Here is a 26,729-nt window from a genome sequence, read left to right as displayed (position 1 = left end):
TAATGTTTCATTATTAGATATTTTAAAAATTGATACTCAATCAATTCTTTAAAATAGTGTCTTGAAACAAAAGAAACAAAAATTCAAGGCTGCATAAACTTTTGGAAACAATTTACGGCTAATTCGCTATATTTTAGGAAACATTGTAACTCGTTTACAATTTTTTGAAATCCCTTGTGTAACCATAACTCTTAAGAAACTATAATTGCTAAACCCCTAAAATATACACGCTCACTTCACCTTATTGTTTTACAAAAATTTTATGAGGCCAAGGAAAACTTCGAGATTCTATTTTATTTTCTTTACCAATTTTTTCATTCCACCTCATAAATCTATCATGACTTTTAACACTACCAAAAAGAGTTCCTATTTTTGATAATATCAAATCATCCAATTTGAAAATAGTTTTATAAATATCAATAGAATTGAAACTATAAAATTGTTCTAAAAAATCATCAAATGGTCCAAAAACCTCCTTGTATAATTCTTCAATATGTTGATGATAACCATTTCCTCTGACGTTCATTGTATCTAGCATTACGCTATTACGCATCCAACTATCTGGCTCATCTTCAGTTTTATCAGGTATGTTTTTAGAGATTTCTAAAAAAACAAAGTTGGTTTTTAGTTTTAAGAGCTGTTCATAAATCAAGTTTGCTTCTTCTTGTTTTGGTATAACTCCCTTGTTTAAATTTGGGTGTGCTAAACAAATACTCATTGCATATTCTAATAATACTTCAATGTGTTCATCTTCAATAACTTTATCACCTTCTCTCTCATCTTCATATATCATAAATAGAAAGGCGATAATAATATTTAGAATCAAAATTATCTTCTAACCTCTTTATTGCTGCTTTTTTAACAACCTTTATAATCTCCTCTTTTAATTCAGGAACTTCTAATACATTTTGATATTTTGAGAAATTTGAGAAAAAATCATTTTCTATAGTTTCTTCGTTTAAACTTGTTCCAATTTTTGAAAAAATATTTACTAATCTATTGTCCTTCTTTTCAAAGTTTTGAATTGATAAATAATAATCAAAACCTTTATTATATGAATGTGTGTCAAACAATTCATATTCACTTAATAATTTTAAAATGTTCTTTGTATTAGTTAGGTTTATATCACTTCTATAATGAAATAGAGTTTCAAATTTTATTAAACTAACTAAATAATCATCTTTCAATAATACAATTAATGAAATATACTTTTTAAGAAGTAAATTTAATTTGGTCTTTCTCATTTTAATTCGAGAAAGTATATAAGCGAAGTTTTGAATGATATTTTTTACTTTATCTCTAAAAAGATAATTTTCCTTATTCTCATTTATTCGTTTAATGGAAAGAATCAAGTTATCCAAATTGTCATTAAAACGATTAAAAACTAGAAGTTCATCGTTCAATTCAATTTGATTAATATCATACTTTAGAAGCAATCTATTAACTTTTGTGCTATCACCATGCATCAACCAATTATATAGGAATGTAAATTCAAATTTATCATATTTAGTAGAATCAGGATTATATATATTATATAATGCAAACATTGATTCCAATGACTTATGTACAAGGATTTGAAATTCATTGAATACATCATAAATTATTAAATTATACTCAATAAAAAAGGAAACTCTTAAAAACTCAAATTTTAGGTTATTAGCTTGTTGTCCTCTGAAATAACCTCCATTTTTATCTTTTCTATGGTGATTTTGAATTTCGGTAAATTGTCTATCAATTTCCCAAATAGAATTATTTATGAATTGATTTTCTTTTATCCAATCAAATACATGCTTGTAATAATTATGTTCAATTAGAATCTCGTCATAAACAAAATTAATTTTCTTTAATTCGATTAGAATTTGATGTCTGTCAGATTCGAAATAATGGTTTTTTATTAAGTTTTTTAAGTTTATAAGATTGTATTTACATAGTATATTTAATATTGAGTTATCCTTGTTTTTTGTTTCGTGGATAACTTCCTTGTATAATAAATACGCATTTTTTAAATCTCCTAGTAAGTAATATGTATAAGCTTGTCTAAATTTAATAATTGAGGTATCATTTTGCTTTCGGTTTTTTAATAAATCAGTAGCATATTTAAAGTTCAATTTATTATAATTACATCGTTCACAATCACAAGTGTTACTATAATCATAAAGAGCATGAATACATATACGGTCTTTATACCCTTTGCCATTCCATTTAAAATGTTGAATTAGATTACTCTTTAGAAAATCAATGATTTCTTTTAGTTCATTTTCAAAGTTTGAGATTGAAATATTATCTCTAAATTCTTTTTTAACAGTTATAGTATTATTTTTTCTTTCTAAAGCTTCAAATAAATCGTAAAATTCAGAATTGTCTGTGTATAATGTTTCATTATAAAAGTATGTTTTGTTTTTTGTTCCCTTAAAAGGATACATTCTACTTATAACGTGCTTTGGTATAATTGTAAGTCCGTCAAATTTCTTTATACTTTTAAGTATCTTATCTATAATATTAATTTCAGGATTTTCTAAATCTTTAAAATCATATTCCTCGTCAGATGAAAGTTTTGATTTTAAAAATTTATGTGTCTGAATCCTATCGCTTTTCTCCAATTCCATATAGAACTTATCGAAGTTCTTGAGATTAAGTTCATTTGTAATAGGTATGAATATTTGTAATGTTCTCTTATTCGTTTTTAATTGTGCTTCTATTCTTTCTTTAATTGAATTATCTAATTGAATCCAATACCAATAAACTTTCATTAGTTTTAAATCGCAAACTGTAAAAAATATAGGCTTGTTAAGTTCATTCAAAAAATATTTTGCATGTCTTAATTTTAATTGAAAAGAAATATTTCCAGCTTCTGGGTAAGATTTCCCTTTAATGATATTTATCTTTTCTGTTCCTTTGTTTTGATTAAATACAACATTGAGTGACTCTCCAGTTGTTCGGTCTCTAATCTCATAGAAATAGTCAATTCCAATCTCATGACTTAATTTACTGGGATGTTTACCAATTATTTTATTGTTTTGAGCAAACACTTCCAAAAGAACATTATTCAATAAACTATTTGCTTTTTCTTCTAATTCTGTATTGGTATATTTCATACCTAAATGTAATCAAATAGACTCTTTGGATAAAAAGAAGTTTTGAACATTTATAAACCATTCCACACACATTATGCTTCCCTCCTACGTCGTCGCATAAAAAGTGTTACATTAACATTGCAGAAGAAACATTTTAGAATATATTTTTTAAAGAAACTTTAGTAACAACTTTCGCTTTTAGCCAAAGCTCAAGTTACATAACGCAGAACATTATAGTACAAATGTTATCATTGCTATTTTATGAGAGGAAACAATTACGTTTCGTTATTCTATATTTTAGTTTTGACCAAAATTTTTTGTGTTGTAATTTTTTATAAAGACGTATTTCACTTAATGCTGCTTTTGCTTTCGTAAAACTTTTACAACCCGGGAATGCGTTATTTGCAACAAGTTCCATTGGTAACCTTCAAAATCGGTTGTATTCATAAATTGAACAACCACGGCATCGATATCTTTATGGTATTCTGCCATACTTTGATAGCCTGGAATTAATCCACCATGATTAAATTCATAGATTGAAGCATATAGTTTCATTTCGTTTTCATTAAGTAATGATCCATCATTTAAGGCTCTTAAAAAAATACCGACATCTTCTGCGGTAGCAATCATAGAGCCATAATCGGTTGTTTTAATATCTTCCTCTACGCCTATATAATACCCACTCATTAAGTAGCCCATATCTATCTCATCAAGCGAACCATAAGTGTTTTTTAAACCAAGCGGCTCTAAAATCACCTCTTTTATGTACTGAAACTTACTTTTACCTTTCACTTTTTCAATGAGCATAGAAAGTAGTAAATAGTTGGTATTGCAATATTCGTAGTCTGTATCTGGTTTAAAATTTGCGGGTAAATCAAGAATTAAGTTTAGAGCAGCTTCATTTGTTTTAGTGGGATGGTTCCAAAAATTGGGTGTATTGGTAAAATTTGGGAGGCCACTTCTATGTTGCACCAACATTTTTAAGGTGATGCTTTCTGCATTTTCAATTCGTCCCTTTAGTTCTGGAAAGTAATCTGCAAGCGTTTTATCTAATGACAAGCGTTTGTCATGGACCAATTTGGTAATGGCAACAGCATCATACAACTTACTGATACTCGCAATTTTGAATAAAGCCTTAGGATTGGCAGGTATTTTTTGTTCTCGGTTATGGTAGCCAGCGGCATAAAACGCCGGTGGTTTCCCAGCTTCATCTACATAGACTATAACACCATCAAAACCATAACTTAAGGATTGATTGACTTGCTCTTGAACCGTTTTCGGTAATGGTAGTATCCAAGCTTTTACTAAAATCCAAGGGACAAACCACAAAGAAATAAAAGTACCAGTAAACAATACTATTCTGAAAATTTGTTTGGCTTTAGTAGTTTTTCGTTTGGTATTTTCCATAATTCTATAAGATACAAATTTCTAATGTCTTTAATTTATGGGACAAAAATAGTTCAGAATGCCATAAAAATAGAATGTGGGTTACCGAACTGTAATATATTTAGGATGAATTGGTTTTGTTTGTTTTATGGGTTTTAATTCAAAAGCCATATGTCATTTAATGAATGATAGCTACCATATAATCACGATACCTCTTTCCGCAACACTTCCAAAGGTGGACTTTTTAAAACGGATTTCATGTTGCTAAGGCCAATAAGTACCACCAAAAACGTAATAGCAGGTAGAAAAACCAGAAAAGGAATTGCTGATGGCACAAAAGGTTCTTTAAATAAAAAGGTCGCTAATAATTGACTTCCAATTAAAGATAATAAAATACCTGTTAAGCTTCCCAAGATGCCTAAATACACATATTCCAATGCTGTAATTTCTAAAATTTGTTTGCTTTTTGCACCCAAAGTTCGCAATAAGACGCTTTCTTTAATTCGCTGGTACTTGCTATTTCTAACCGAACCTATAAGCACAATAAAACCAGTTAAAATACTAAAGAATGCCATAAAATTAATAATCCATGAAATCTTATCTAAAATATCTTCTACAATGGTAAAAACTTGGCGTAAATCTAAAATAGTTATATTAGGATATTGTTGTACCAAATCCCTTTGAAACGCCGCAGAACCTTCTTTACTAGGCACATAGGCGGACATGACATTAAATTGAGGTGCTTTTTCTAAAACACCCGTTGGAAATAAAATATTAAAATTTATTTTCATACTGCTCCAATCTACTTTTCGAATACTGCCCACCACGGTTTCCATCACAACCCCTTGAATATTAAATGTGACCGCATCCCCTACTTTTAAATTCGCATCTTTGGCAACATTATCTGTAATTGAGATATAGATAGGGTTTCCTTTTACAAATTGTCCTGTCCATTTGCCTTCCAATATTTCTTCTGTTTCTACTAAAGCATCTCTATATGTCACTCTAAATTCTCTATTAAAAATCCCTTTCATCCTTCTAGCGGTGCTGTCGTTGCTAATGGTATTTGCCGATTTACCACGAATACGTTCCACACGCATGGTTATGATGGGGATGTTATCAATCACGTCCAATCCTTTACTTTTAAAGGTCTCTAAAAGCGCATTTTCCTGTTCACTTTGTACATCCAATAAAATGATATTTGCATCACTTTTTTTATTTTCAATAGATGTTTTTGCCAGTAAAATATCCTTAGTAAAATACAAGGTACTTATTAAAAAAGTTCCCAATCCAATCGCTAAAACAAGTACCATGGTTTGGTTATTGGGGCGGAATAAATTTAATAAGCTTTGGCGTTTGGTATAGCCCCAAGAACTCGGAAAGTATTTTTTAATCCATTTGATAAATACTTGAGATATACCAGCCATAATAGCACTGGTGATAAAAATACCCGCTGTAAAAATCAATCCATGCAGGGCATCTTTCAAAATCCAATAAGAAAATAAATAGATAAAAAGTAGAATGACTATTAACACGGCCATTCGTGCTTTTTTAGGTTTTTGTAATGGGTCTCCTGAACCTCTTAAAACTTCTAAAGGAGATACATACCAAGTGCCTAACAAGGGTAATAAAGCAAACAAAACCGACATGAATACCCCTAAAGAGACACCTAAAATTATAGGCCAAATAGAAATTGAAATGGCGACATCAAATGGTAAAAAGTCTTGTAATATATAAGGAAATGCATATTGTAATGCCGTTCCGATGGCTGAACCTATCAATCCGCCTACAAATCCAATACTAATAATTTGGAGTAAATAAATTAAAAAGGTTTGTTTTCTAGAGGCGCCCAAACATTTTAAAATAGCAACACTTTGTAATTTCTCTTTTATGTAAATGTGTACAGAACTTGCAATACCAATGCAACCCAGTAAAAGAGCAATAAAAGCAACTAAGTTTAAAAAGCGACTCACGTTATCGTACCGTCTTCCTAAACGTTGGCTAGTGCTAGTATGGGTGTCTAAATCAGCATTTTCAGCGTCGAGAATCGGATTTATTCTTTTACTCAAGCCTTCTAAATCCATTTCTGGTGCTCTAAAAAAATATTGGTATTCTTTTCTGCTCCCTAGTTGCAATAAGTCCGTTTCTTCTAAAAAACGAAAAGGAATTAAAACGAGCGGTGCTACAGAAGATGAAATAGCCGTACTTCCAGGAATTGATTTTAATGCACCTGTAATGGGGATTGTTAATTCGCCTATTTTAATAGAATCTCCAGGTTTTATATCGTATTGCAAAAGCAAGGTAGCATCTACCAAAGCACCTCCCAAGTTTTGATAGGTTTCGCCAGCATTTTCAGGAGTAGTTGCTATGTTTCCGTAAAAAGGAAAATCGCCTTCAATAGCCCTGACTTTTACTAATTTAGTACCGTTATTTTTAGGAAAAGCAGCCATGGAAACGAAATTAACTTCAGAGGCATCCGCCCCTAGGGAGTCTATAATGGCTTGTGCTTTTTTAGAGGGTGCTTCTTTGCTATCAATAATAAAATCGGCACCCATTAAGGCTTTCGATTGTTGTTTTATGTTTTGCTTTAAGTTATCACTGAACAATTGAATGGAAACCACCGCAGCAATACCCAATATAATGGATGCCATAAAAAGCAGTAACCTAGAAAGGCTTGCCTTACCATCTCTCCAAGCCATTTTTAAAAGCCACTGAAAATTCGCTTTTGAATTGATTTTGCTCATTAAATAGTACTTGTTTTTTCGTTTGAAGTAATCTTTCCGCCTTTTAATCTTAAAATTTGTTGTGTTCTGTTTGCCAAATCCAAATCGTGTGTAATCATCACTAACGTGGTGCCAGCCTCTTTATTCAAATCAAAAAGTAACTGAATCACCTTTTCGCCTGTTTCTTCATCTAAATTCCCCGTAGGTTCATCTGCAAATAAAATAGACGGTTTATTAGAAAAGGCACGCGCCAATGCCACGCGCTGTTGTTCGCCTCCAGATAATTGTGAGGGATAATGATGCAAACGATCTCCTAAACCCACTTTTTCTAATAACGCGATACCGAATTGAGCTGCCTTTTTTTCACCTTGTAATTCTAAAGGAACAATCACGTTTTCTAAAGCCGTTAAGGTGGGTAACAATTGAAAATTCTGAAAAATAAAGCCCACTTCCTTGTTTCGCAAGGCGGCACGTTCATCTTCATTTAAGTCCTGTAAAGGGGTTCCGCATAATTCAATGGTGCCTGAACTTGGGTAATCTAAACCGGCACACAAACCCAATAAAGTGGTTTTTCCACTTCCAGAAGGTCCCACAATGGAGAACACACTCCCGGTTTCTACTTCAAAAGTGATATTACTAATGACTGTTAATTTTTTAGAACCACTGGTATAAGTTTTCTCTAAATCATTAATCTTTAATATATTTGACATTATTTTTATTTAAGATTTTTACTATAATAAACGGATGTTGAAAAATAAACAATTGATACGTAATATAAACATGAGAACTCAAAAGGTTTTCTTAAAGTTTTGGTGTTTTTGCATGCTGATACTCCTACTCTCTTGTAAATCTGATGGTTCTAAAAAAGCAACGGAATCAGATACAAGTACTCCTAAAGCTGAAATTGAGACCACTCAAAAAAGCAGTTCAAAAAAAATCGTCTTTTTTGGTGATAGTTTAACGGCAGGATATGGTTTAGACGATGTTAACGATGCGTTTCCAGGTATTATTCAACGTAAAATTGACTCTTTGGAATTAGATTATAGCATTGTGAATTCTGGTGTAAGTGGTGAAACGACTTCGGGTGGAAAAAATAGAATTGATTGGGTGTTAAATGAAAAGCCTTCTATTTTTATTTTAGAATTGGGTGCCAATGATGGTTTAAGAGGGGTGCCCTTAAAACAATCCAAGGAAAATTTACAAGCCATCATAGACGCTGTTAAGAAAAAATATCCTGACACTAAAATTGTTTTGGCAGGGATGCAACTACCACCCAATATGGGTCAAACCTATACCACCGAGTTTAAAAATATATTTCCTGAATTGGCTAAAAAAAATGACGTGCAATTAATTCCTTTTTTATTAGAGGACGTGGGCGGGGTTTCTGCTTTAAATCAATCGGATGGCATTCATCCTACCAAAGAAGGACATCAAATAATGGCGAAAAATGTTTGGGATGTTTTGGAACCTATGCTTCAATAAAAAACATTCGAATAGTTGTTTTCCGACTCTTAAATATTTTCAAGTTTTATAAGGCGGTAAATTATAGTACATATAGTTTATCATTCATTTTAACACAATTACCTTACTTTTTAATACCCATTTCCCATCAACTTGTTCACTGGAAGTTACTGTAATTTTATTGACCCCTGTTTTTTTAAAAACGTCAATAAGTTTCAGGTTTTTATGTACGGCTGTATTAATTACGATAGGCTCGGTTAGTAACGTGCCATTTGTTGCATTAAAAACATAAAGGCTTTTGGTAGTTGCTTTTATGTCCCAAAAACCTATCTCGTCGGCACCGTCGCTATTAAGGTCTTTAAGATTTTCTAATTGCGATTGGTAGGCTCCTTTTATGGTAATGGGTTTTAGGTCTTTATTACTAAATAGGATGACGCTGTTGCATCCGCCTTGGCATGTTATGGTATCACTGTTTTTGGTATTGGTATCTATAACGGATTGTATTACTGGAGCGATTACTTTAGCATAGTCTGATAAACCGTCGCCGTTAAAATCACCATATAGTTGCCTATTTTTAGAGAGGGTCACATTACTTTCGCGAGTACTTGGAAAAATAGGTGCCTCTTGGTTTTTTGCATTTTTAGAAAGGCCCTCTCTAAGTATTTTGAATTTACCATTTTTAATCGTTAAGGAAAGATACGAGGGGTAATCGGCTTTTATGCCGCTGTATGTAACTTGTTTGATGAAGGTTACTAAAAAGTTACCCTCTACTTTAGTGACATCTAATTGGTTATTATAAATACGTTGTGTATAGTCTGGAAATTGTTGAAACAGCAAATTCTTATCTTGCTGTACTTCGTCTCTGGTGAAGTCTTTTTCGTAATAGTTCACCACATCAAAATAGTAGCGATCTAAGTACGTCGATTTTATTAGTGTATGGGCATTGTTCCATTGTTTTACAAACGTTCGTACCTCTTTTTCGCTTTTAGGTTTAACCTCGTTGCAACTAAATACCAGTAGAATAAGTAGGCAGGAAAACAGGGAAAGATACTTCATAGTTGAAATGCAATTATTGCTTTAAAATGAACCTTAAAGATACATGATTAATTATGGATTATCTAGTGTATGTTTATTAATTAAAGTGTTGCGTCCTATTTCAATACGAATGTATTTCATAGCTTATAATCTTAAAAGAAACAAGGGAAGACGTTATTAAATGCCTTCCCTTTTAGTTACTAGTGCGGTGTATGTTATTTAAAATATCTGGCTTTGAATAACATTAACAACTATTTAGCTTTAACAGGTTTATATTTGATTTCTATTTATCGTTTTACTTGTTTACCCCTGCAAGTTGAAATTGATTTTTCTATTCCTGATGGATATAAAGTTCAAAATGTGAATTGTATTTTAACGGGGCTTTGTAAAGCGTGTTCTTAAGCTTTGTTTTAAAATACTTACCTCCTCGTTGTTCCTTTACATGTGTTTTTACTGGAATTTTAAAAAATACAGCTATTTTAGAAATAAATTTACATGAGCATTAATTCGTTCCCATATCCTTTGAAAGTTTAAAATAAAAAGTGGTTCCCATGTCTAGTTCACTTTCTAACCAAATGGAGCCCTTATAATGACTAATTATTTTTTTAACTATAGAAAGTCCAATGCCAGATGAAGATCCTGTGCTTTCTAACTTGGTAAAGACTTTAAATATTTTTTCGAAATAATCTGCTTTAATACCAATACCATTGTCTTTTACAAAAAACTGGTAGCTTGAATCTTTTTCAACACATCCTATTTCTACTAATCCGTTGTCTTTATCGCAATAATTTATGGCATTTTGAATTAAGTTTTGAAAAACCTGTTTAAACCTCCAGGTGTTTCCAAATAAACTAGGTAAGTTTTCTTGAACCGTGATTTTAATATGATTTGGTATTAAAATGGTTTGTAATACCTCTGTTATAATTAAATTAAAATCCACGAGTTTGTCTACCTCATCTAATTTATCAATAGTAGAATAATCTAAAATCCCTTTAATTAGAAAGTCCATTTTTTCTACATTAAACAATACTTGTTTTAAAGGTTTAAACGCATTTTCATCTAAAGCCTCCTTATTATCGTCCATAAACCAGCCTACTAATGTGTAAATATTAATGAGTGGCGCTTTTAAATCATGTGATACAACGTGTGCATATTCATTTAATTCTTCGTTTTGTATGGATAAACTTTTTAACAACGCTTCTTTTTTAATTTCCTGGGCTTTTATCTGTTCTTCATATTCCTTTTTCTGAAGAACATTCACAAGCATATTGGCATATACAAAAAGAATTTCTTGTTCATTTTTAGAAAAGGTATTTAGCTTTTTAACCGAGTCGAAACCAATAAAACCAATGAGTTCGTTGTTTTTAATTTTTGGTATGGTTATTAAACTTTTTATGCCTTGAGGCTCTAAAACGGCACGCAACCCAAATTCTCCATCTTTGGGTAAAAGGCTAACATCTTCTATATAAAAAGCGTCTCCTTTTTTGTGGGCGTCTAACCACTGTGTAATATAATCTAATGGTAGGTTTTGTAAATTATCTATTTCTGGCTCTATGTCTTTTGCGCACCATTCGTAGGTGTTTGAACAGGTATTGTTTGTGAAATCGTAAGAAAAAATATAACTTCTGTCTGACAATACAAACTCACCTATCTGTTGTAAAGATTCGCATATTAACTTATCTATATCGGATAAATCGGAATTAATATATTTTGTAGAAATACTTATTAAAAGGTCTTGAAAACGTAAATGTCTTTCAATAATTTTATCTTTTTCTAACTGCGAAGTATTTTGATTATAATCACTTTTATTAACTTCTGAAATTTTGTTGGTTGTATGTAGGTTTTCTTTTTGCATGGATGGGGTTAATTTGGTTTTTACTTCATATACTTTTAGGTTTAGCAAATATATTATTTTTTATCAATATTTTCTTATAAAAATAAATCTATGGTTTTGCAAGATTTACATCAATCTGTAACTTTTACTTCAAGGTCAATTCACTTTTACCAAAGCAAAGTTACACGATTCATTATGTTGTTTTTTAAGCCTTAATTTTTATCACGATTCTTATTTCGCTTCCATATAATATAAAAAATAATCATAAGTATTGGCAGAATAATAAATACAATCAAATCAAAAGGGCTTGTAAAATCAATTGGGCTATTATCATCTGGATTTGGAGTACCAATAGGCAATTGCATTAGTGGGGAATATAATATGTTTTTCATTATGCTTCTCTGTATGGATTTAACGCAATTTACAAATTTCAATCGAATTAGAATAATAGTCTTAATATTACCAAATTAAGACTCATGGTTTCTTTTTAATGGCCTTCATTTCTTGAAATAATTCTTTAAATAGACCACGAGCAATTAGTAATTTCATAATCTCATTGGTTCCGGCGTAAATTCTAGCTACTCTATTATCTGCATACATGCGGGCTATGGGGTAATCCCACATATAACCATATCCGCCAAATAACTGCAAACATTCATCTACCACCTTGTTGTGCATATCGGTTGCAGAATACTTCGCCATAGACGCGCTTTCTGCCGATAGTTTGTGTTTTGCCAATAGTAGTGTACAGCGATCTAAAAAAGCTTGGTGTATTTGTAGTTGCGTGGCACATTCTGCCAATTTAAATTGTGTATTTTGAAACCCTGCAATGGGTTTTTTAAAAGCAGTTCTTGTAGAGGTGTATGCTATAGTTTGCTCTATGGCACCTTGTGCACCACCAATGGCATTGAGCGCTACGGTTAGACGCTCTCTAGCCAACTCTGTCATCATAATTTTAAAACCTAAGCCTTCTTCGCCCAATAAATTTTCTTTTGGCACTTTTACATTGTCAAAAAACAACTCACAAGTATCTTGGGCTTTCATCCCTATTTTTTTAAACGGAATTCCTTTTTCAAAACCATCAAAAGTGCTTTCCATAATCAATAAAGAGACGCCTTCTTTATCGGTTCCCGGATTGGTTTTTACGGCAACAATAGACATATCGCTCATGTAGCCATTGGTAATAAAGGTTTTTTGTCCGTTTACCAAATAATGATCGCCTTTATTTACCGCAGTGGTTTTAATAGCTTTAAGATCGCTACCGCAGTTGGGTTCGGTCATTCCAAGAGAGGTTATCATTTTCCCGCTAGCCATAACAGGTAAATATTTCTGTTTTTGGGTTTCGGTACCATACTTTAAGAGATAAGGCGCAATAATATCTGAATGTAGCGAGAAACCAGGTCCGGTAATGCCTTTTTTTCCCAATTCTTCAATAAATAGAGCACTGAAACTAAAATCTAAACCGCTTCCACCGTATTCTACGGGCATATCAATACACAGTAATCCCAATGCTCCGGCACGTTCCCAAATATCTCTGCTAACCATGCCGTTTTTCTCCCATTCGTCCAAGTGATCCATTATTTCATTCTTGATAAAATCCTGAATCATTTCTTGCATCATTTTATGCTCTTCCGAAGCATATATTTCGCGTTCTATTAAAACATTTTGTAACATATTATGAAGCTTTGATTAATGAATCCTTATGAAATTTACTGATACTTTCAGCTTTTTCTAAGGTATAAAAAAACTAACACATTTCTTTATTTCATGCCCAATCATAAATGCATGTACAATTTTCTGTCTAATTAATATAATAAACACATCATATTTATTTCACCTGTAAACAGCTTTTTATCTATAAAGGGCAATATTAAATGTGATTGTGATAAAAAAATAAAATGACCTTTTTTATATTGTAACCTAATGAAAAATTGAAAAACATGAAAAAAATGACACGCACCTCCTTATTAATTAGCTTACTATTTTTAGTTTATGCTTGCCATGATAAAACGTACCAGAATCAAAATAACAATACGCCGCAAATTGAAGGTATTGGCTATGCAGAAACTAATAAAGCGGCATCATTTGTATACAACACTATTATTACCACACTAGAAGCCAATAGCAATATTGGAATTGTAGCAGAAGTAGACCATGCAGCAAATGCCCAAAATGTTGGACTTCATTTAGATTTTACAAAAACCGTTTACTTTGGAAACCCAAATTTAGGAACACCTATTATGCAGAATAATATAAAAGCTGGATTAGATCTTCCGCAGCGTATTACCGTTTATACAGATGAGGATGGCGATACCGTAGTAGCTTATAATTCTGTAGATTATATAGTTAATAGACATGATATAGGCGATGTCGCAACCACCGATATGATTAAAAATGCCCTTTCCAATTTGGTAAAAGCTGCCACAGGAAAAGAGGCTCTTTTAAACACTGCAACGGTTTCGCAGGTTGCCGGTATTATATCCGTTTCAAGCAACAACGATTTTAATACCACTTACAACAACATTTTAAATACCCTAAATGCCTTAGAGCCCATTACTGTTATGGCAGAATTGAACCACCAAGCAAATGCAGAAAGTGTGAATATGGAATTGATGCCTGCCAAACTTATTATATTTGGAAATCCAGCACTGGGAACGCCTTTAATGGAAGAATCTAGAACCACTGCTTTAGATTTGCCGCAAAAAATATTGGTATACCAAGAGAGTAACAGCGAGGTGAAAATTATTTATAACGATCCCTATTATATGGCCGAACGACATGGCATTAAAAATAATAATGAAACTTTAGAAAAAATTTCCCAAGCCTTGCAAAATATAGCTGCTTCTGGTGCTTCTGAAAATTAAAAATGTTATTTTCAAAGGAAATCATTATTAATCATCTGTATTAAAAGCATTAAAAATTTATAGTTTCAAGTTAAGTACTGCACCATGCATTAACTAAATTTGAGTTCATTTTAAAAATTAAAAATTATGTCATTAATTACCATTATATTAAGTATTCTTTTACCGCCCGTTGCAGTATTTTTAAAGCACGGTATTGGTACCACATTATTAGTAAGCATTTTACTTACGCTTTTAGGTTGGTTGCCGGGTGTAATACATGCTTTTTATGTTAACAGTTAAAAATTTTATATTATGAAAAAAGAAAATAACAAATTACCTTTCAATCCAGAAATCACGAAAGAAGATAAACAAGCTTTAGGAGATAAAGCTGGAAACTTAAGACAAGACAATGGCGAAGATGAACTCTTAAAAAAACGTAAAAATGAGCCAGATTTTGCTGCGGAAAATTTAGATATTCCCGGCGCCAGTAATGCGCGTCCCTTAACAAATGACAGACATTCTGATGAAGAAAATCGTCACCATAGTTTAGGAAGCGCCCATAATGAAAATTTGGAATTGGATATTGATAATGCCGATGAAAGTAAATGAAAGCATCCGACGTATTTGTTAAAGCTTTAGAAAATGAAGGTGTAGAATATATTTTTGGACTTCCAGGGGAAGAAAATTTAGATATTCTTGAATCCATTCGAAAATCAAATCAAATTAAATTTGTATTAACTAGGCATGAACAAGGTGCAGGGTTTATGGCAGCAACTTATGGCAGGTTTACAGGAAAGCCAGGAGTATGCCTATCCACTTTAGGTCCAGGTGCCACCAATTTAATGACTACCGCTGCCTATGCTCAATTAGGCGCCATGCCAATGTTTATGATTACAGGGCAAAAACCTATAAAAAAAAGTAAGCAAGGTAAATTTCAAATTCTAGATGTGGTTGAAATGATGCAACCTTTAACCAAATACACCAAACAAGTAACGCATGCCAATCATATACCTTCAATGATTCGGGAGGCTTTCAGATTATCTCAAGAAGAACGGCCCGGAGCCGTTCATATAGAACTACCCGAGGATATTGCTCAGGAAGCACTTGATGACTTCCGAATTTTTGATGTGGTAAATTATAGAATACCCATTGCCGATAAAACATCCATACAAAAAGCAGTAAAGATGATAAAATCGGCATCAAAGCCATTATTATTAATTGGTGCTGGAGCCAATAGAAATCGATCTTGTACCGCACTCACCCATTTTGTAAATACCATTGGTATTCCGTTTTTTAATACCCAAATGGGTAAAGGAATTGTTGATGAGCGCCATGAACTTTACTTAGGAACTGCAGCTCTTTCTAATGATGATTTTCTTCATGAGGCTGTAAATAAAGCAGATTTAATAATTAATATTGGGCATGATACCATCGAGAAACCGCCTTTTATCATGGATGCCGAAAGAAACCAAAAGGTTATTCATGTTAATTATTTTGCGGCTGAAATTGATCAGTTATACTTTCCACATTTAAATATTATTGGTGATATTGCTGAAAGTGTAAACCATTTAACAAATGCCTTACAACCAGTTGCTAATTCATGGGACAATACATTTTATCTTTATGTAAAACGTAATGTTTGCAGCCATTTAACAAAGTATGAAAACGACAACCGCTTCCCTATTTTGCCGCAACGTTTGGTGAAATTAGTGAGAACGATATTGCCTGAAGATGGCATCCTTACCTTAGATAATGGGATGTATAAGTTATGGTTTGCTAGAAATTATCAAGCTTATGTACAAAACAGTTTAATACTGGATAATGCACTCGCCACTATGGGTGCCGGATTGCCTTCTGCTATGATGGTTAAAGAATTGTACCCAGATAGAAAAGTGGTTTCCATAAATGGTGATGGTGGTTTTATGATGAATTCCCAAGAGCTGGAAACGGCATCGCGACTTAATTTAGATATCGTTATTATCATTTTAAATGATCATGGCTATGGAATGATTGAATGGAAGCAAGAAGCGGATGGGTTTCCTAAATATGGATTGGAATATACCAATCCTGATTTTGTAAAATACGCCGAAAGCTTTGGTGCTACGGGTTATAAACCAAATTCCGTTGAAGATTTTGAAGCCGTATTTAAAAAAGCTTTAGATTCAAAAGGCATTCAAATTATAGATTTAGCGGTCGATTATTCGTTAAATCACCATATATTAAATGTTCTTATTAAAGAATTTTCAGAAAAATTAAAAGCAGATCAACATGAATAAAGCAGTGTCCATAAACCCGGTAACCGAAGAAACCATTGCAGAATACGATCGTATTTCAACAGAAGACGCTAATTCAAAAATAGAAAAAGCACACATGGCTTTTAAAAATTGGAAGACAACCACCTATACTGAACGTGCTAAACTTCTATATAAACTAGCCGAGGTGTTTGAAAACAACAAAGAGGATTATGCCCAATTAGCAACTTTGGAAATGGGTAAAACCACGCAACAAGCAAAAAAAGAAGTCGAAAAATGTGCATGGATTTGCAAGTATTATGCTGATCATGGAGCAGATTTATTAAAAGACGTGTTGGTGGACACCGAAGCTTCTAAAAGTTACGTCACATATCAACCTCTAGGGGTTGTGTTGGCTGTGATGCCATGGAATTTCCCTTTTTATCAAGTCATTCGTTTTGCGGTGCCTGCCCTCATGGCAGGTAATACGGGAGTTTTAAAACATGCTTCCAATGTACAAGGTTGTGCTTTCGCCATCGAAGATGCCATATTAAAAGCAGGTTTTCCTGAAGGGGTTTTTATGAATTTAAATGTTCCTTCCGATGCCATGGAGCCGATTATTGCACATGAACATATTGTAGCGGTAACGCTTACGGGTAGCGCACCTGCTGGTAAATCGGTTGCATCCATTGCTGGTAAACATTTAAAGAAAACGGTATTGGAATTAGGCGGAAGTGATGCCTATATTATTATGGCGGATGCCGATTTAGAAGCTGCTACCGATTTAGCGACCCAAGGCAGATTACAAAACAATGGACAAACCTGTATTGCTGCGAAACGTTTTATTGTACTGGATTCAATTTATGATGATTTTTTAAAACTCTTTACAGAAAAAATGAAATGTGCCAAAATGGGCGATCCTACTCATAAAGATACGGTATATGGCCCCCTAGCCCGTTTAGATTTACGGGATGAATTGCACAAACAAGTTGAAAAAACCATAGAACAAGGTGGTAAATTAATTCTTGGAGGTACCATTCCAGAAGGTAAAGGCGCTTATTATCCGGCTACGATATTGGCAAATTTGAAACCGGGTATGGAAGCTTTTGATGAGGAATTATTCGGACCCGTAGCGTCGGTGATTCGGGCTAAAGACGACACTGAGGCTGTAGCATTGGCAAACCACTCTAAGTTTGGTTTAGGTGCAGGAGTTATAACACGAAATAAAGAGAAAGGCGAAGCACTCGCCTTACAATTAGAAGCTGGAAATTGCTTTGTAAACAAATTAGTAGCATCCGACCCGAGATTACCATTTGGAGGGGTGAAGGAAAGTGGTTATGGAAGAGAACTTTCTGGATATGGAATCAAAGAATTTGTAAATACCAAATCCGTTTGGATTGATTAAAGTTTTAATGTTCTGTAAATTATTTTTCATGTTCTATAAATAAGCAATATCATTGATACATGAATTTAATACATATAATTGCTATGTATTCATACACAACAAGTTATACATATCGAATCTACAAATAAAAAATTTATTAAAAGTGTGGATTATAAAGTCATTTTATGAATAATCATGGTGTATTTATAGATATAATAATCAACTACATCCAACTAAATTAAGCAAGCATGGTAGCCATTAAAAAAACATATTTATTTTCAATTAATAGCTATAAGATGTTTAGTTTTGTCGTCATTTTTAAAATCAATTATTATGAAACATTTATCAATACTATGTACTGTCATTTTAATAAGCACGATGTCTTATGCTCAATTTCAGGTTTCTGTTAGCACAGGCTATGCTATAGGAAGCGCAGGGATGAAACTTGGAGAAGAAACTAATGTAAATGGAACTAAAAATTCTTATGGTAGTTATGGTGAAGGTGCCAATGTTCAAATACGAGGTACTTATTTCTTTAATAAATCATTTGGTGCAGATTTAGCATTTGGTTATTTAAATGGATCCGATCAAACGGTATCGAAAATAACAGTACCTAATACTGATATAGAAGCCATTGCAAGAGCCCGTGCTTTTGGAGCATCCGCTTCAATGGTCTACCGGTTTAACAATAATATTTACGGACGTTTTGGTGCTTTAATTAAAGCTGGAGGTAAAACGGAAGCTGTAGTTTACAATAAAACTACGTTCACACAAGAACAAGCTGATGCTAATAGCTTACCCTTTGGATCTTACACCGAAACTAATTATATAGAAGACTACCACGGTCAATTTCCTTTAGGTTTTGTGGCTGCGCTTGGTTATAAATATGATTTAAATGAAACCTTTAGTCTTTTTGTTGAAGGCGAATATTATGGCATTAGTTTAAAACGTAAAGATTCCGAAATTTCAGAATTTAACACAAATATTATATTGCCTCATGGCACAGTGGCCGTAAGTGGTTTATACACAATAGATAATTTACCAGCAGGTTATTCTAAGAAAACAACCTATGTAGATGATTTACCTAGCAGTAATACAGATACATCAAAGAAATTAGCTCAAAAAGTGCCCTATTCTTCTTTCGGGATTAATTTTGGTATCACTTATAAATTTAAATTCTCGGATAAAAATAACTTATAATACGTAATTAGGGAGCTTGCGTTTTTCATTTAAAAAATATCTTAAAGAGGGTGTTGAAGTAATCATTTACAACCACTTCAACACCCTTAAATAAAATTCAAAAAGTTTTTATAAAATAGTAACCCGTACTTTTTTCTTCTTTAAACGAGAATTATTTAACTTATCTACTAAAGTATCGGCTAAAGTTAATGGAACCGCTACAAAAGCACAATCTGGTTTGAGTTCAATGGTTCCCAATTGGTCTTTTTCTAAACCACCTTCCTTAATAAACAAGCCTGCAATATCGCCTTTGGATATTTTATCTTTTCTGCCACCCGAAATAAATAAGGTTTCCCATATTTGTGGCGTTACTGGGGCTTTTTTCGAAATATTGATGCCATTGCTGTTTTTTATAAACTCAGGTAATAATTCCTTCTCCCATTTCAATATATATGCCGTTCCTTGGGCTTCTACACGTGCTGTTCTTCCATTTCTATGTATAAACTCTTCTTCATGCTTTGGTAATTCGTAGTGAATAATGTATGCCATTTCTGGAATATCAATACCACGCGCCGCCAAATCGGTTGCAATTAATATTTGGCTGGTTCCGTTTCTAAATTTTATTAATGCACGCTCTCTATCTTTTTGTTCCATGCCTCCCGAAAAACAGGTATGATTCACTTTATTTCGGTCTAAAAAACGACTCACTTCATCAATACTATCTCTTAAATTGCAGAAAACAATACCCGGTTCGTTACCAATGTGTTTTAATAATTCCAACAAGGTTTTTAACTTGTTTTTATCTGGTGACACCACTGTTTTTATAGTTAATTCCGAGGGTGTTTTTTCACTTAAATAATTAATAGTATATGGAGTGTCTAATCTAACAAAACCAGGAACGGTAACTGCTTTTGTTGCAGAAGTTAAAATACGTTTATTTATATTAGGAATTTCACCTATAATAGCCTTCATTTCTTCTTCGAAACCATCTTCTAACGATTTATCAAACTCATCTAGAACAAGTGTTTTTATACTCGATTTTGAAAAACGATCACTCGTAAAATGGTCTAATATTCTACCTGGTGTTCCTATTAAAATGGCAGGATTATGTTTTATCTCTATTTTGTCTTTGGACATGGGGCGTCCACCATAAACCGCATTCACTTTATAGCCAGAACCCATAGAACGAATGACTTGTTCAATTTGAATTGCAAGTTCGCGAGAAGGCACTAAGATTAAGGCTTGAACTTCGTCAGATTCTGGATCTAAAAGATCTAATAATGGCAATGAAAACGCCAATGTTTTACCGGTGCCCGTAGGTGATAATATCATGGTGTTTGTATTCGCTTCAATTACGGAAACAGCCTCCAATTGCATGGGGTTTAAAGCTTCGATATTTAATTTTTCTAAAATATCTTGCTGATTTTTTATACTATTTGCCATAATGTTTAATGTCTTTTCCCTTTTTTAGTTATCTCTGGTTTTAAGGTTTCTGCACCTGTTTGCGCTAAGTAATTGGCTAGGATTTTATCGACCAACTCTTCTTTCGTTAAATGATGAAAAATAGTTTTTATTTTTGCTTTAAAATCTTCAGAAACCTCACGATTCGGTTTGGTCTTAAATATTTTTTTAGCCCACAATAAACCATTATTTTCTTCAATGCTTTGGGCATCGGCTTTTTTAAAGGGTTTAAATGTAATGCCTAGTTCTTTTTCAAAATCTGAAATATCTACAACCTCTTCTTGTTGTAAAATAGTTAGAGAAAGTCCCTTCGCTCCTGCTCTGGCGGTACGTCCGCTTCTATGCACATAAGCATCATAAGTATCTGGTAAGTGGTAATTAATAACGTAGGATACATCTTTAACATCAATTCCACGGGCAGCTAAATCGGTCGCCACCAAAATATCGATAAAACCTTCTCTAAATTGTCCCATGATACGGTCGCGGATGCCTTGGGTTAAGCTACCATGTAACGCACCCGATGAAAACTTATTGATCGCTAAGTTTTTAGCCAATTTATTAACGGCCGCCTTTGTTTTACAAAATATAATACCATGTTCGCCTTCTTTCGAATTTAAAAAATGAAGTAAAACCTCAAGTTTTTCAATCGGTTCTACTACCACATATTGGTGGTCTATGCCTTGGTGGCCAACCGTTTCCATGTCTGCTTCAATCTGTACGACTTTTTTAGACATGTAATTTTGAACCAATTGCTTGATAGCCCCTGGCATGGTGGCTGTAAATAATAAGGTTCTTCTTGTTTTTGGAACGTCTTTAATAATAAGATCCAAATCTTCTTTTAAAGCACTCACCATTTCATCGGCTTCATCTAAAACCAAATACTTTAAGTTTTTGAGGCTTATGGCATCGCGTTTTATTAAATCGACCAAACGCCCTGGTGTTGCCACCACAATATGTGTAGCGTCTTTTAAACCTGCTATTTGAGGTTTTATTGAGGTACCACCACATATAGAGGCTATCGTTATTTCTGGAGTGTTAGTAGAAAAAGACACTAAATTGTTATAAATCTGTTGGCCTAATTCTCGAGTGGGTGCTAAAATTAGTGTTTGAACCTCATTATTTTCAATATCGATTAATTGTAATAAGGGTAAACCGAAAGCCGCTGTTTTCCCAGTTCCCGTTTTTGCTAAAACAACCACATCTTCTTTTTGATTTAGTACAACAGGAATGGTTTTTACTTGTATAGCAGTAGGTTCTGTAATATGTAAAGCCTTTAAACTTTGTTGCAAGGGGTTATTGATACCTAAATCTGAAAACGGTTTTAACATAGCATAATTTTTGAGCAAAGATAACCACACTTTATGCGGAATACCACCAATTGGGTTTCTTATTATGTTTATTAATCAAACAAAGCAATTTAGAAGAGTCGAAAATTTTGATTTTAAAACGATTTATGAAACGAAATACAACCAGCATTCATAGTCATTTCATTTAAGATTATTCATTCAATTCCTTCATAATTTCTGCAAACAATTCATAAGATCGTATTCTATCTTTCACATCATAGATATTAGTTACCGCAATAAGTTCATCTGCTTTTGTTTGTTCTAAAAATGCTTTTACTTGTTCTTTAACAGTGGCTTTACTACCCACAAAGGTATATTTAAGCATCTGTTGTATTTGTGGATGTTTTATGGTTTCACTTAACTCTTGAGTCATGGCAGTTGGCGGTTGTACATAATCACGTTTACCTGTAAAGATGCCTATAATCATACGGATTAGCGAGGTGTATAAGCGTTGAGCCTCTTCCTCGGTATCGGCGATAATGACATTCACACCAGCCATGATATAAGGTTTCTCCAAATGTGGAGAAGGCTTAAATTCTTTACGATAAATGTCCAAGGCATCCCATAAATGTGTGGTTGCAAAATGACTAGCAAATGCATATGGCAAACCTTTTTTAGCCGCTAAATGGGCACTATCAGTACTAGATCCTAAAATATAAATTGGCACCTCTACCCCTTCTGCAACAGTAGCGCGCACTTTAGATGCTGAATTCTCTAAAGAGAAATAAGTTTCTATCTTTTCCAATTCATCAGGAAATCGATGTGCCGCATGCATAAAATCAGAGCGAATGGCTTCTGCAGTTTCTCTATCTGTTCCAGGAGCTCTCCCTAAGCCTAAATCAATACGCCCTGGATATAGGGATGCTAACGTACCAAATTGTTCTGCAATAATTAAAGGAGAATGATTAGGGAGCATAATACCCCCAGAACCTATACGGAGGGTTTTTGTTCCTTCTGCCACATAACCTATTAATACTGACGTAGCGCTACTACCAATGTTGGGTGCATTATGATGTTCTGCCAACCAATACCGTGTGTAACCAAAGGTTTCCACATGTTGTGCCAACTTAAGTGCATCGTTATAGGTTTGTTTAAGGGAATTATCTTGAGAAACTAAAGCTAGGTCTAATATGGAGTATAATGTATGAGGTGTTTTCATAAATAAATAATGATAATTATAAAACTCGTGACTTAAATAAAATCACTAAATAATTTTAATAATTTCTAGTGGGTTTCAGTCGTTCATAATCCTTACAATTTACATTTATTAGGCTTAAAAGTATGTTAATATTTACTGAGTTGTTTAGAAAACTGAACTGTTCAAAATATGTGTGTAGGTATCAATCACCTGTTATTATTTAATATATAAAGGTTATATTTTCATTTAAACAAAATAGATACATTAGTTACCTTTTACACGCACCCATAAATCGTTTAAAAGTTGTTTCGCATCGGCTCTGTTTTTCTCTGTTTCAATAAAAGATACTTCACCTAAATTATTCGTTTTAATTTCATATTGAAATATAAAATTTTGAGAATTTGGTTTCATACTTAATAAACCAAAGCGTAAATCATTAAACAATAATGTGTCGCGTTTTTTAGTAATGGTGTACCAGCCTTTTGATATATTAATCATGCGCTGTACTTTTTCATTAGTAATTAAATGTGCTATTAACTCATGGTTTTTAGGATACCTTTCAAAATGAATGGGGTTTTTATCAAAAAACGAATAATCACCAATTAAATATGCATCCTTCGTATCTACATTTGCTGTCCATAAGATGGTGTTAAATGGTGCTGGTTTGGTTTCAATATCAACATAGTCAACCTGTTGATTTTTTAAAGCTGATTTAAACTCCTTAAATGCCACCCCTTTCAATAAAAAGGTTAGCAATAAATAAACAGAACTTACCATAAGCCCCATATTGTTATAAAATTTTCTTTTTGGGGCTTCTCGTTTCTGTAATAGTGCCAATATTAAAAACACCAAAAAAGGCAAGGTGTACAAGGGGTCTATTACAAAAATAGTTTTAAAAGCGAGTCTATAATCAAAAGGCCAAAATAATTGAGTCCCCCAAGTAGTATGCGCATCTAGTATAGGATGCGTTACAAAACACCAGAAAAATAACCACGACCAACCTTTTACATCTTTATACGTTTCATATTTAGAAACTAACCAACCTAGAATGAGTCCAGCAACTATGGAAAAAAAGATGGAATGCGTAAAACCTCTATGAACTTCCAACGCCGTAACCGTATCTGTCACCTGTGAAGCCAACACATCCAAATCAGGAATCGTGCCTGCTATGGCGCCATATAACATGGCCTTGTTTCCTACTTTTTTACCAAGAACTGCTTCTCCAACAGCAGCTCCTAAAACAATTTGTGTTAATGAATCCATCTATAAATCAGTCAAGCAATGAGTGTTTTAATATGCAAGCTAAGTAATAAATTATCATTTTAAAGTTTTAATTTTTATAATTTAAATTAAGATATACATAAATTTTATAAATCGATTATAACCTAGCGTAATAATGTTTTTTTGTGATAGAGTCAATATCTCCTATTAATGAGCTAAACTTCTAGGCTGTGTATCCATATCTTTAAGAAAAAAGAAAAAATTATGGAAACGCACACTAACAATAAAACATTTAAAACTATAAACCCAGCCACTGGAAAGGAGTTGTCATCTTATGAATACATATCGAATAAGGAAATAGAAGAGATTGTTAAAAATGCACACCATTCATTTTTAGACTGGCGATTACAATCCCACGAATACCGCGGAAAAATCGTTAAGGCTATTGGAGAAGAACTTCAAAATCGAAAAGAAGATTTGGCAAATTTGATGACCGATGAAATGGGTAAACTTTTAAAACAAAGTCATCAAGAAGTTGATACCTGCACTGCTATATGCAATTATTGCGCTACTGAAGCTCCCATAATTTTAAAAAATGAAGAACGCAAACTAGAAGATGGTGGAAATGGTATTATCACATACGCCCCTATTGGCATTATTTATGGGATTCAGCCTTGGAATTACCCTGCATATCAAGTAATTAGATACGCAATTACCAATTTAATGGCGGGGAATAGCGTGCTTTTAAAACATGCCTCCAATGTAACTGGAACTGCTAAAATGTTAGAGTCTATATTTAAAGATGCTGGGTTGCCAGATGGACTATTTACTGTTTTAATTATAGACCACGATCAATCGAATACGCTTATTGAAAATAAATTAGTCCGGGGGGTCACATTAACAGGAAGTCCAGGTGCAGGTAAAATTATTGCTGAAAAAGCGGGTGCTGAATTAAAGAAAACCGTAATGGAACTTGGAAGTAATGATGCATATTTAATTTTAGAAGATGCCGATATTGAAAATGCCGTAAAACAGTCGGTTATGGGGCGTATTTATAATAATGGAGAAACCTGTATTGCAGCCAAACGTTTTATAGCGGTAAACACTATTTATGATGCCTTTAAAACGGCATTTGTAAAAGCGATGTCCGATTTAAAATTAGGAAATCCTAAAAATGACACTAGTGAATTAGGTCCTATGGCACGCCAAGATTTAAGAGAGAAATTACACGAACAAGTGACGAAAAGTGTAACCCAAGGTGCAAAAATTTTATGTGGTGGAAAAATTCCTGATACCGATGGATACTTTTATCCTGCAACAGTATTGGAACACGTAGAGCCTGGGCAACCCGCTTATGATGATGAATTATTTGGTCCCGTAGCTTCTCTAATTAAAGCCAAAGATGAAGAAGATGCCATGCGTATTGCGAATGATAGTAGATTTGGACTGGGTGGTGGTATTTTTTCAAAAGATGAAAAACGTGCTGTTAGGTTAGCACAAAATCATTTTGATACAGGAATGGTATTTATAAACAGTTTTGGTTTAGCAAACCCAAATATGCCTTTTGGAGGCGTTAAAGATTCTGGTTATGGAAGAGAACATGGCGGCTTCGGAATGAAGGAATTTGTTAATATCAAATCTATAGTCATTAGTAAAAGTTTATAACGCTATTTAATTGCTACTAATATAAATGGCTCTGTGAAAAAGTATGCTTTACCTCATTAGAAATGAAGTAACCTTTAACTTATTGAAAATAAAAGATTACTTCATAACGTTTCTTAAATGACTTGGTTTGATTTTTCAAAGAGTCTCCTATATATTTTAATGTAGACTAAGCTTCTCCTCTAGCCGGGTATTTCTTATCTAAAACAAAATCGATGGACTTTATTAAAGCTTCTATTTCTGGTCTGGCAAAAGGCATGGTTTGAATGCAAGATGCATATAACGTTCTATCTGGACGAATTATAAATATGGCAGGTTCTATAAATTCTTCTGGTTCTTCTTTTATTCCCTTTGAAATATACAAGCCCCAAGCTCGCGCTTCTTCAATAGAAAACTCATAACCTAATGGCACATTTTTAATATCCCATTCCTTATAAGTTGCTTTGGCGCGTTCTTCTAAATCGGCACTAATAGCCACAACATTTACGCCTCTGTTTTCAAAATCTGGTATATATTCTTGAAGAGTTTCTAAATATTTTTTACAAACGGGACAATGTTTTCCTCTGTAAACCACAAGCAATGTAAAATTTGAAGGATTCTGTTCACTTAGCGTCCATGTGGTATCATCTACTAAATTGATTGTAATATCTGGGGTTTCGGTTCTAGGTTTAATCATAATATCTGTTTTTAAAATTTATAAAATAATAAGGCTATAACTTCTAAATAGCTTTATTTTCTATTTAAAGGAATA

The 26,729-nt window shown here is 33.1% G+C and carries 21 protein-coding genes; 8 read left to right on the top strand and 13 right to left on the bottom strand.

The window, feature by feature from the left end; translation table 11 throughout:
• Positions 1-241: 241 nt before the first annotated feature.
• From EV196_RS13080 to EV196_RS13060, 5 genes are all read right to left on the bottom strand, one after another.
• Positions 242-793, bottom strand: coding sequence for a hypothetical protein (locus EV196_RS13080; protein ID WP_132218221.1), 552 nt, complete (start codon positions 791-793; stop codon positions 242-244).
• The gene (locus EV196_RS13075) at positions 783-3,095 is read right to left on the bottom strand and encodes a DUF4365 domain-containing protein (RefSeq protein ID WP_132218220.1); all 2,313 of its coding nucleotides are present in this window, start codon (positions 3,093-3,095) and stop codon (positions 783-785) included. Before EV196_RS13075 ends, EV196_RS13080 begins: the two co-directional genes overlap by 11 nt.
• 330 nt (positions 3,096-3,425) lie before the next feature.
• Positions 3,426-4,481 carry a serine hydrolase domain-containing protein gene (locus EV196_RS13070; protein WP_132218219.1) on the bottom strand — a complete coding sequence of 352 codons (1,056 nt, stop codon included), beginning with the start codon at positions 4,479-4,481 and terminating at the stop codon, positions 3,426-3,428.
• A gap of 182 nt (positions 4,482-4,663) precedes the next feature.
• Positions 4,664-7,159, bottom strand: coding sequence for an ABC transporter permease (locus tag EV196_RS13065; RefSeq protein WP_132218378.1), 2,496 nt, complete (start codon positions 7,157-7,159; stop codon positions 4,664-4,666).
• 44 nt (positions 7,160-7,203) lie between these two features.
• Positions 7,204-7,893: an ABC transporter ATP-binding protein gene (locus EV196_RS13060; protein WP_132218218.1), complete on the bottom strand. Its 690-nt coding sequence runs from the start codon at positions 7,891-7,893 to the stop codon at positions 7,204-7,206.
• A gap of 112 nt (positions 7,894-8,005) precedes the next feature.
• Here EV196_RS13060 and EV196_RS13055 point away from each other — a divergent pair, with 112 nt between their 5' ends.
• Positions 8,006-8,665, top strand: a complete 660-nt coding sequence (locus EV196_RS13055; RefSeq protein ID WP_317128021.1) for an arylesterase — start codon at positions 8,006-8,008, stop codon at positions 8,663-8,665.
• Positions 8,666-8,749: 84 nt separating this feature from the next.
• Here the strand turns inward: EV196_RS13055 and EV196_RS13050 are convergent, their stop codons facing one another.
• From EV196_RS13050 to EV196_RS13035, 3 genes are all read right to left on the bottom strand, one after another.
• Positions 8,750-9,700 (bottom strand): hypothetical protein, encoded by a 951-nt coding sequence (locus EV196_RS13050; RefSeq protein ID WP_132218216.1) that lies wholly within the window; start codon positions 9,698-9,700, stop codon positions 8,750-8,752.
• Between the two features lie 481 nt (positions 9,701-10,181).
• Positions 10,182-11,582, bottom strand: coding sequence for a GAF domain-containing sensor histidine kinase (locus tag EV196_RS13045; RefSeq protein ID WP_243652238.1), 1,401 nt, complete (start codon positions 11,580-11,582; stop codon positions 10,182-10,184).
• Positions 11,583-11,987: 405 nt separating this feature from the next.
• A complete protein-coding gene (locus EV196_RS13035) occupies positions 11,988-13,187 on the bottom strand; it encodes an acyl-CoA dehydrogenase family protein (protein WP_132218214.1) in 1,200 nt (399 codons plus the stop codon).
• A gap of 266 nt (positions 13,188-13,453) precedes the next feature.
• On the opposite strand from EV196_RS13035, the gene EV196_RS13030 reads away from it, so the two are divergent.
• From EV196_RS13030 to EV196_RS13005, 6 genes are all read left to right on the top strand, one after another.
• Positions 13,454-14,377, top strand: a complete 924-nt coding sequence (locus EV196_RS13030; RefSeq protein ID WP_132218213.1) for a DUF302 domain-containing protein — start codon at positions 13,454-13,456, stop codon at positions 14,375-14,377.
• Positions 14,378-14,503: 126 nt separating this feature from the next.
• Positions 14,504-14,656 (top strand): YqaE/Pmp3 family membrane protein, encoded by a 153-nt coding sequence (locus EV196_RS13025; RefSeq protein WP_132218212.1) that lies wholly within the window; start codon positions 14,504-14,506, stop codon positions 14,654-14,656.
• A 12-nt stretch (positions 14,657-14,668) separates the two neighbouring features.
• Entirely contained in the window at positions 14,669-14,965 is a 297-nt protein-coding gene (locus EV196_RS13020) for a hypothetical protein (RefSeq protein ID WP_132218211.1), read from the top strand.
• Positions 14,962-16,632 (top strand): acetolactate synthase large subunit, encoded by a 1,671-nt coding sequence (locus tag EV196_RS13015; protein WP_132218210.1) that lies wholly within the window; start codon positions 14,962-14,964, stop codon positions 16,630-16,632. Before EV196_RS13020 ends, EV196_RS13015 begins: the two co-directional genes overlap by 4 nt.
• Positions 16,625-17,992 (top strand): NAD-dependent succinate-semialdehyde dehydrogenase, encoded by a 1,368-nt coding sequence (locus tag EV196_RS13010; RefSeq protein WP_132218209.1) that lies wholly within the window; start codon positions 16,625-16,627, stop codon positions 17,990-17,992. The genes EV196_RS13015 and EV196_RS13010 overlap by 8 nt, the downstream gene beginning before the upstream one ends.
• Positions 17,993-18,304: 312 nt before the next feature.
• On the top strand, positions 18,305-19,171 hold the full coding sequence (locus tag EV196_RS13005) for an outer membrane beta-barrel protein (protein ID WP_132218208.1): 867 nt from the start codon (positions 18,305-18,307) through the stop codon (positions 19,169-19,171).
• Positions 19,172-19,279: 108 nt separating this feature from the next.
• Here EV196_RS13005 and EV196_RS13000 read toward each other — a convergent pair whose 3' ends face one another.
• The 4 genes from EV196_RS13000 to EV196_RS12985 form a co-directional block, all read right to left on the bottom strand.
• Entirely contained in the window at positions 19,280-20,593 is a 1,314-nt protein-coding gene (locus EV196_RS13000) for a DEAD/DEAH box helicase (RefSeq protein ID WP_132218207.1), read from the bottom strand.
• 5 nt (positions 20,594-20,598) lie between these two features.
• A complete protein-coding gene (locus tag EV196_RS12995) occupies positions 20,599-21,939 on the bottom strand; it encodes a DEAD/DEAH box helicase (protein WP_132218206.1) in 1,341 nt (446 codons plus the stop codon).
• A 169-nt stretch (positions 21,940-22,108) separates the two neighbouring features.
• Positions 22,109-23,116, bottom strand: a complete 1,008-nt coding sequence (locus EV196_RS12990) for an LLM class flavin-dependent oxidoreductase (RefSeq protein WP_132218205.1) — start codon at positions 23,114-23,116, stop codon at positions 22,109-22,111.
• A 243-nt stretch (positions 23,117-23,359) separates the two neighbouring features.
• Positions 23,360-24,358: a metal-dependent hydrolase gene (locus tag EV196_RS12985; RefSeq protein ID WP_132218204.1), complete on the bottom strand. Its 999-nt coding sequence runs from the start codon at positions 24,356-24,358 to the stop codon at positions 23,360-23,362.
• A gap of 222 nt (positions 24,359-24,580) precedes the next feature.
• Here EV196_RS12985 and EV196_RS12980 point away from each other — a divergent pair, with 222 nt between their 5' ends.
• Complete coding sequence (locus EV196_RS12980; RefSeq protein ID WP_132218203.1) at positions 24,581-25,981, top strand: NAD-dependent succinate-semialdehyde dehydrogenase; 1,401 nt, start codon at positions 24,581-24,583, stop codon at positions 25,979-25,981.
• A gap of 166 nt (positions 25,982-26,147) precedes the next feature.
• Here EV196_RS12980 and EV196_RS12975 read toward each other — a convergent pair whose 3' ends face one another.
• A complete protein-coding gene (locus EV196_RS12975) occupies positions 26,148-26,654 on the bottom strand; it encodes a peroxiredoxin-like family protein (RefSeq protein WP_132218202.1) in 507 nt (168 codons plus the stop codon).
• Positions 26,655-26,729: the final 75 nt, after the last annotated feature.

This window comes from Mariniflexile fucanivorans, from assembly GCF_004341235.1.
GTDB lineage: Bacteria > Bacteroidota > Bacteroidia > Flavobacteriales > Flavobacteriaceae > Mariniflexile > Mariniflexile fucanivorans.
The sequence above is the reverse complement of the archived record's forward strand: the minus strand, read 5'-3'. Positions and strand labels throughout refer to the sequence as shown.

Bases quoted from the DNA above. Each gene is read 5' to 3' on its own strand.
- EV196_RS12985 (WP_132218204.1), bottom strand. From the start codon at position 24,358: ATGGATTCATTAACACAAATTGTTTTAGGAGCTGCTGTTGGAGAAGCA.
- EV196_RS13070 (WP_132218219.1), bottom strand. From the start codon at position 4,481: ATGGAAAATACCAAACGAAAAACTACTAAAGCCAAACAAATTTTCAGA.
- EV196_RS13030 (WP_132218213.1), top strand. From the start codon at position 13,454: ATGAAAAAAATGACACGCACCTCCTTATTAATTAGCTTACTATTTTTA.
- EV196_RS12990 (WP_132218205.1), bottom strand. From the start codon at position 23,116: ATGAAAACACCTCATACATTATACTCCATATTAGACCTAGCTTTAGTT.
- EV196_RS12975 (WP_132218202.1), bottom strand. From the start codon at position 26,654: ATGATTAAACCTAGAACCGAAACCCCAGATATTACAATCAATTTAGTA.
- EV196_RS13060 (WP_132218218.1), bottom strand. From the start codon at position 7,893: ATGTCAAATATATTAAAGATTAATGATTTAGAGAAAACTTATACCAGT.
- EV196_RS13080 (WP_132218221.1), bottom strand. From the start codon at position 793: ATGATATATGAAGATGAGAGAGAAGGTGATAAAGTTATTGAAGATGAA.
- EV196_RS12995 (WP_132218206.1), bottom strand. From the start codon at position 21,939: ATGTTAAAACCGTTTTCAGATTTAGGTATCAATAACCCCTTGCAACAA.
- EV196_RS13010 (WP_132218209.1), top strand. From the start codon at position 16,625: ATGAATAAAGCAGTGTCCATAAACCCGGTAACCGAAGAAACCATTGCA.
- EV196_RS13075 (WP_132218220.1), bottom strand. From the start codon at position 3,095: ATGAAATATACCAATACAGAATTAGAAGAAAAAGCAAATAGTTTATTG.
- EV196_RS13015 (WP_132218210.1), top strand. From the start codon at position 14,962: ATGAAAGCATCCGACGTATTTGTTAAAGCTTTAGAAAATGAAGGTGTA.
- EV196_RS13025 (WP_132218212.1), top strand. From the start codon at position 14,504: ATGTCATTAATTACCATTATATTAAGTATTCTTTTACCGCCCGTTGCA.
- EV196_RS13035 (WP_132218214.1), bottom strand. From the start codon at position 13,187: ATGTTACAAAATGTTTTAATAGAACGCGAAATATATGCTTCGGAAGAG.
- EV196_RS13055 (WP_317128021.1), top strand. From the start codon at position 8,006: ATGCTGATACTCCTACTCTCTTGTAAATCTGATGGTTCTAAAAAAGCA.
- EV196_RS13065 (WP_132218378.1), bottom strand. From the start codon at position 7,159: ATGGCTTGGAGAGATGGTAAGGCAAGCCTTTCTAGGTTACTGCTTTTT.
- EV196_RS12980 (WP_132218203.1), top strand. From the start codon at position 24,581: ATGGAAACGCACACTAACAATAAAACATTTAAAACTATAAACCCAGCC.
- EV196_RS13020 (WP_132218211.1), top strand. From the start codon at position 14,669: ATGAAAAAAGAAAATAACAAATTACCTTTCAATCCAGAAATCACGAAA.
- EV196_RS13050 (WP_132218216.1), bottom strand. From the start codon at position 9,700: ATGAAGTATCTTTCCCTGTTTTCCTGCCTACTTATTCTACTGGTATTT.
- EV196_RS13005 (WP_132218208.1), top strand. From the start codon at position 18,305: ATGAAACATTTATCAATACTATGTACTGTCATTTTAATAAGCACGATG.
- EV196_RS13000 (WP_132218207.1), bottom strand. From the start codon at position 20,593: ATGGCAAATAGTATAAAAAATCAGCAAGATATTTTAGAAAAATTAAAT.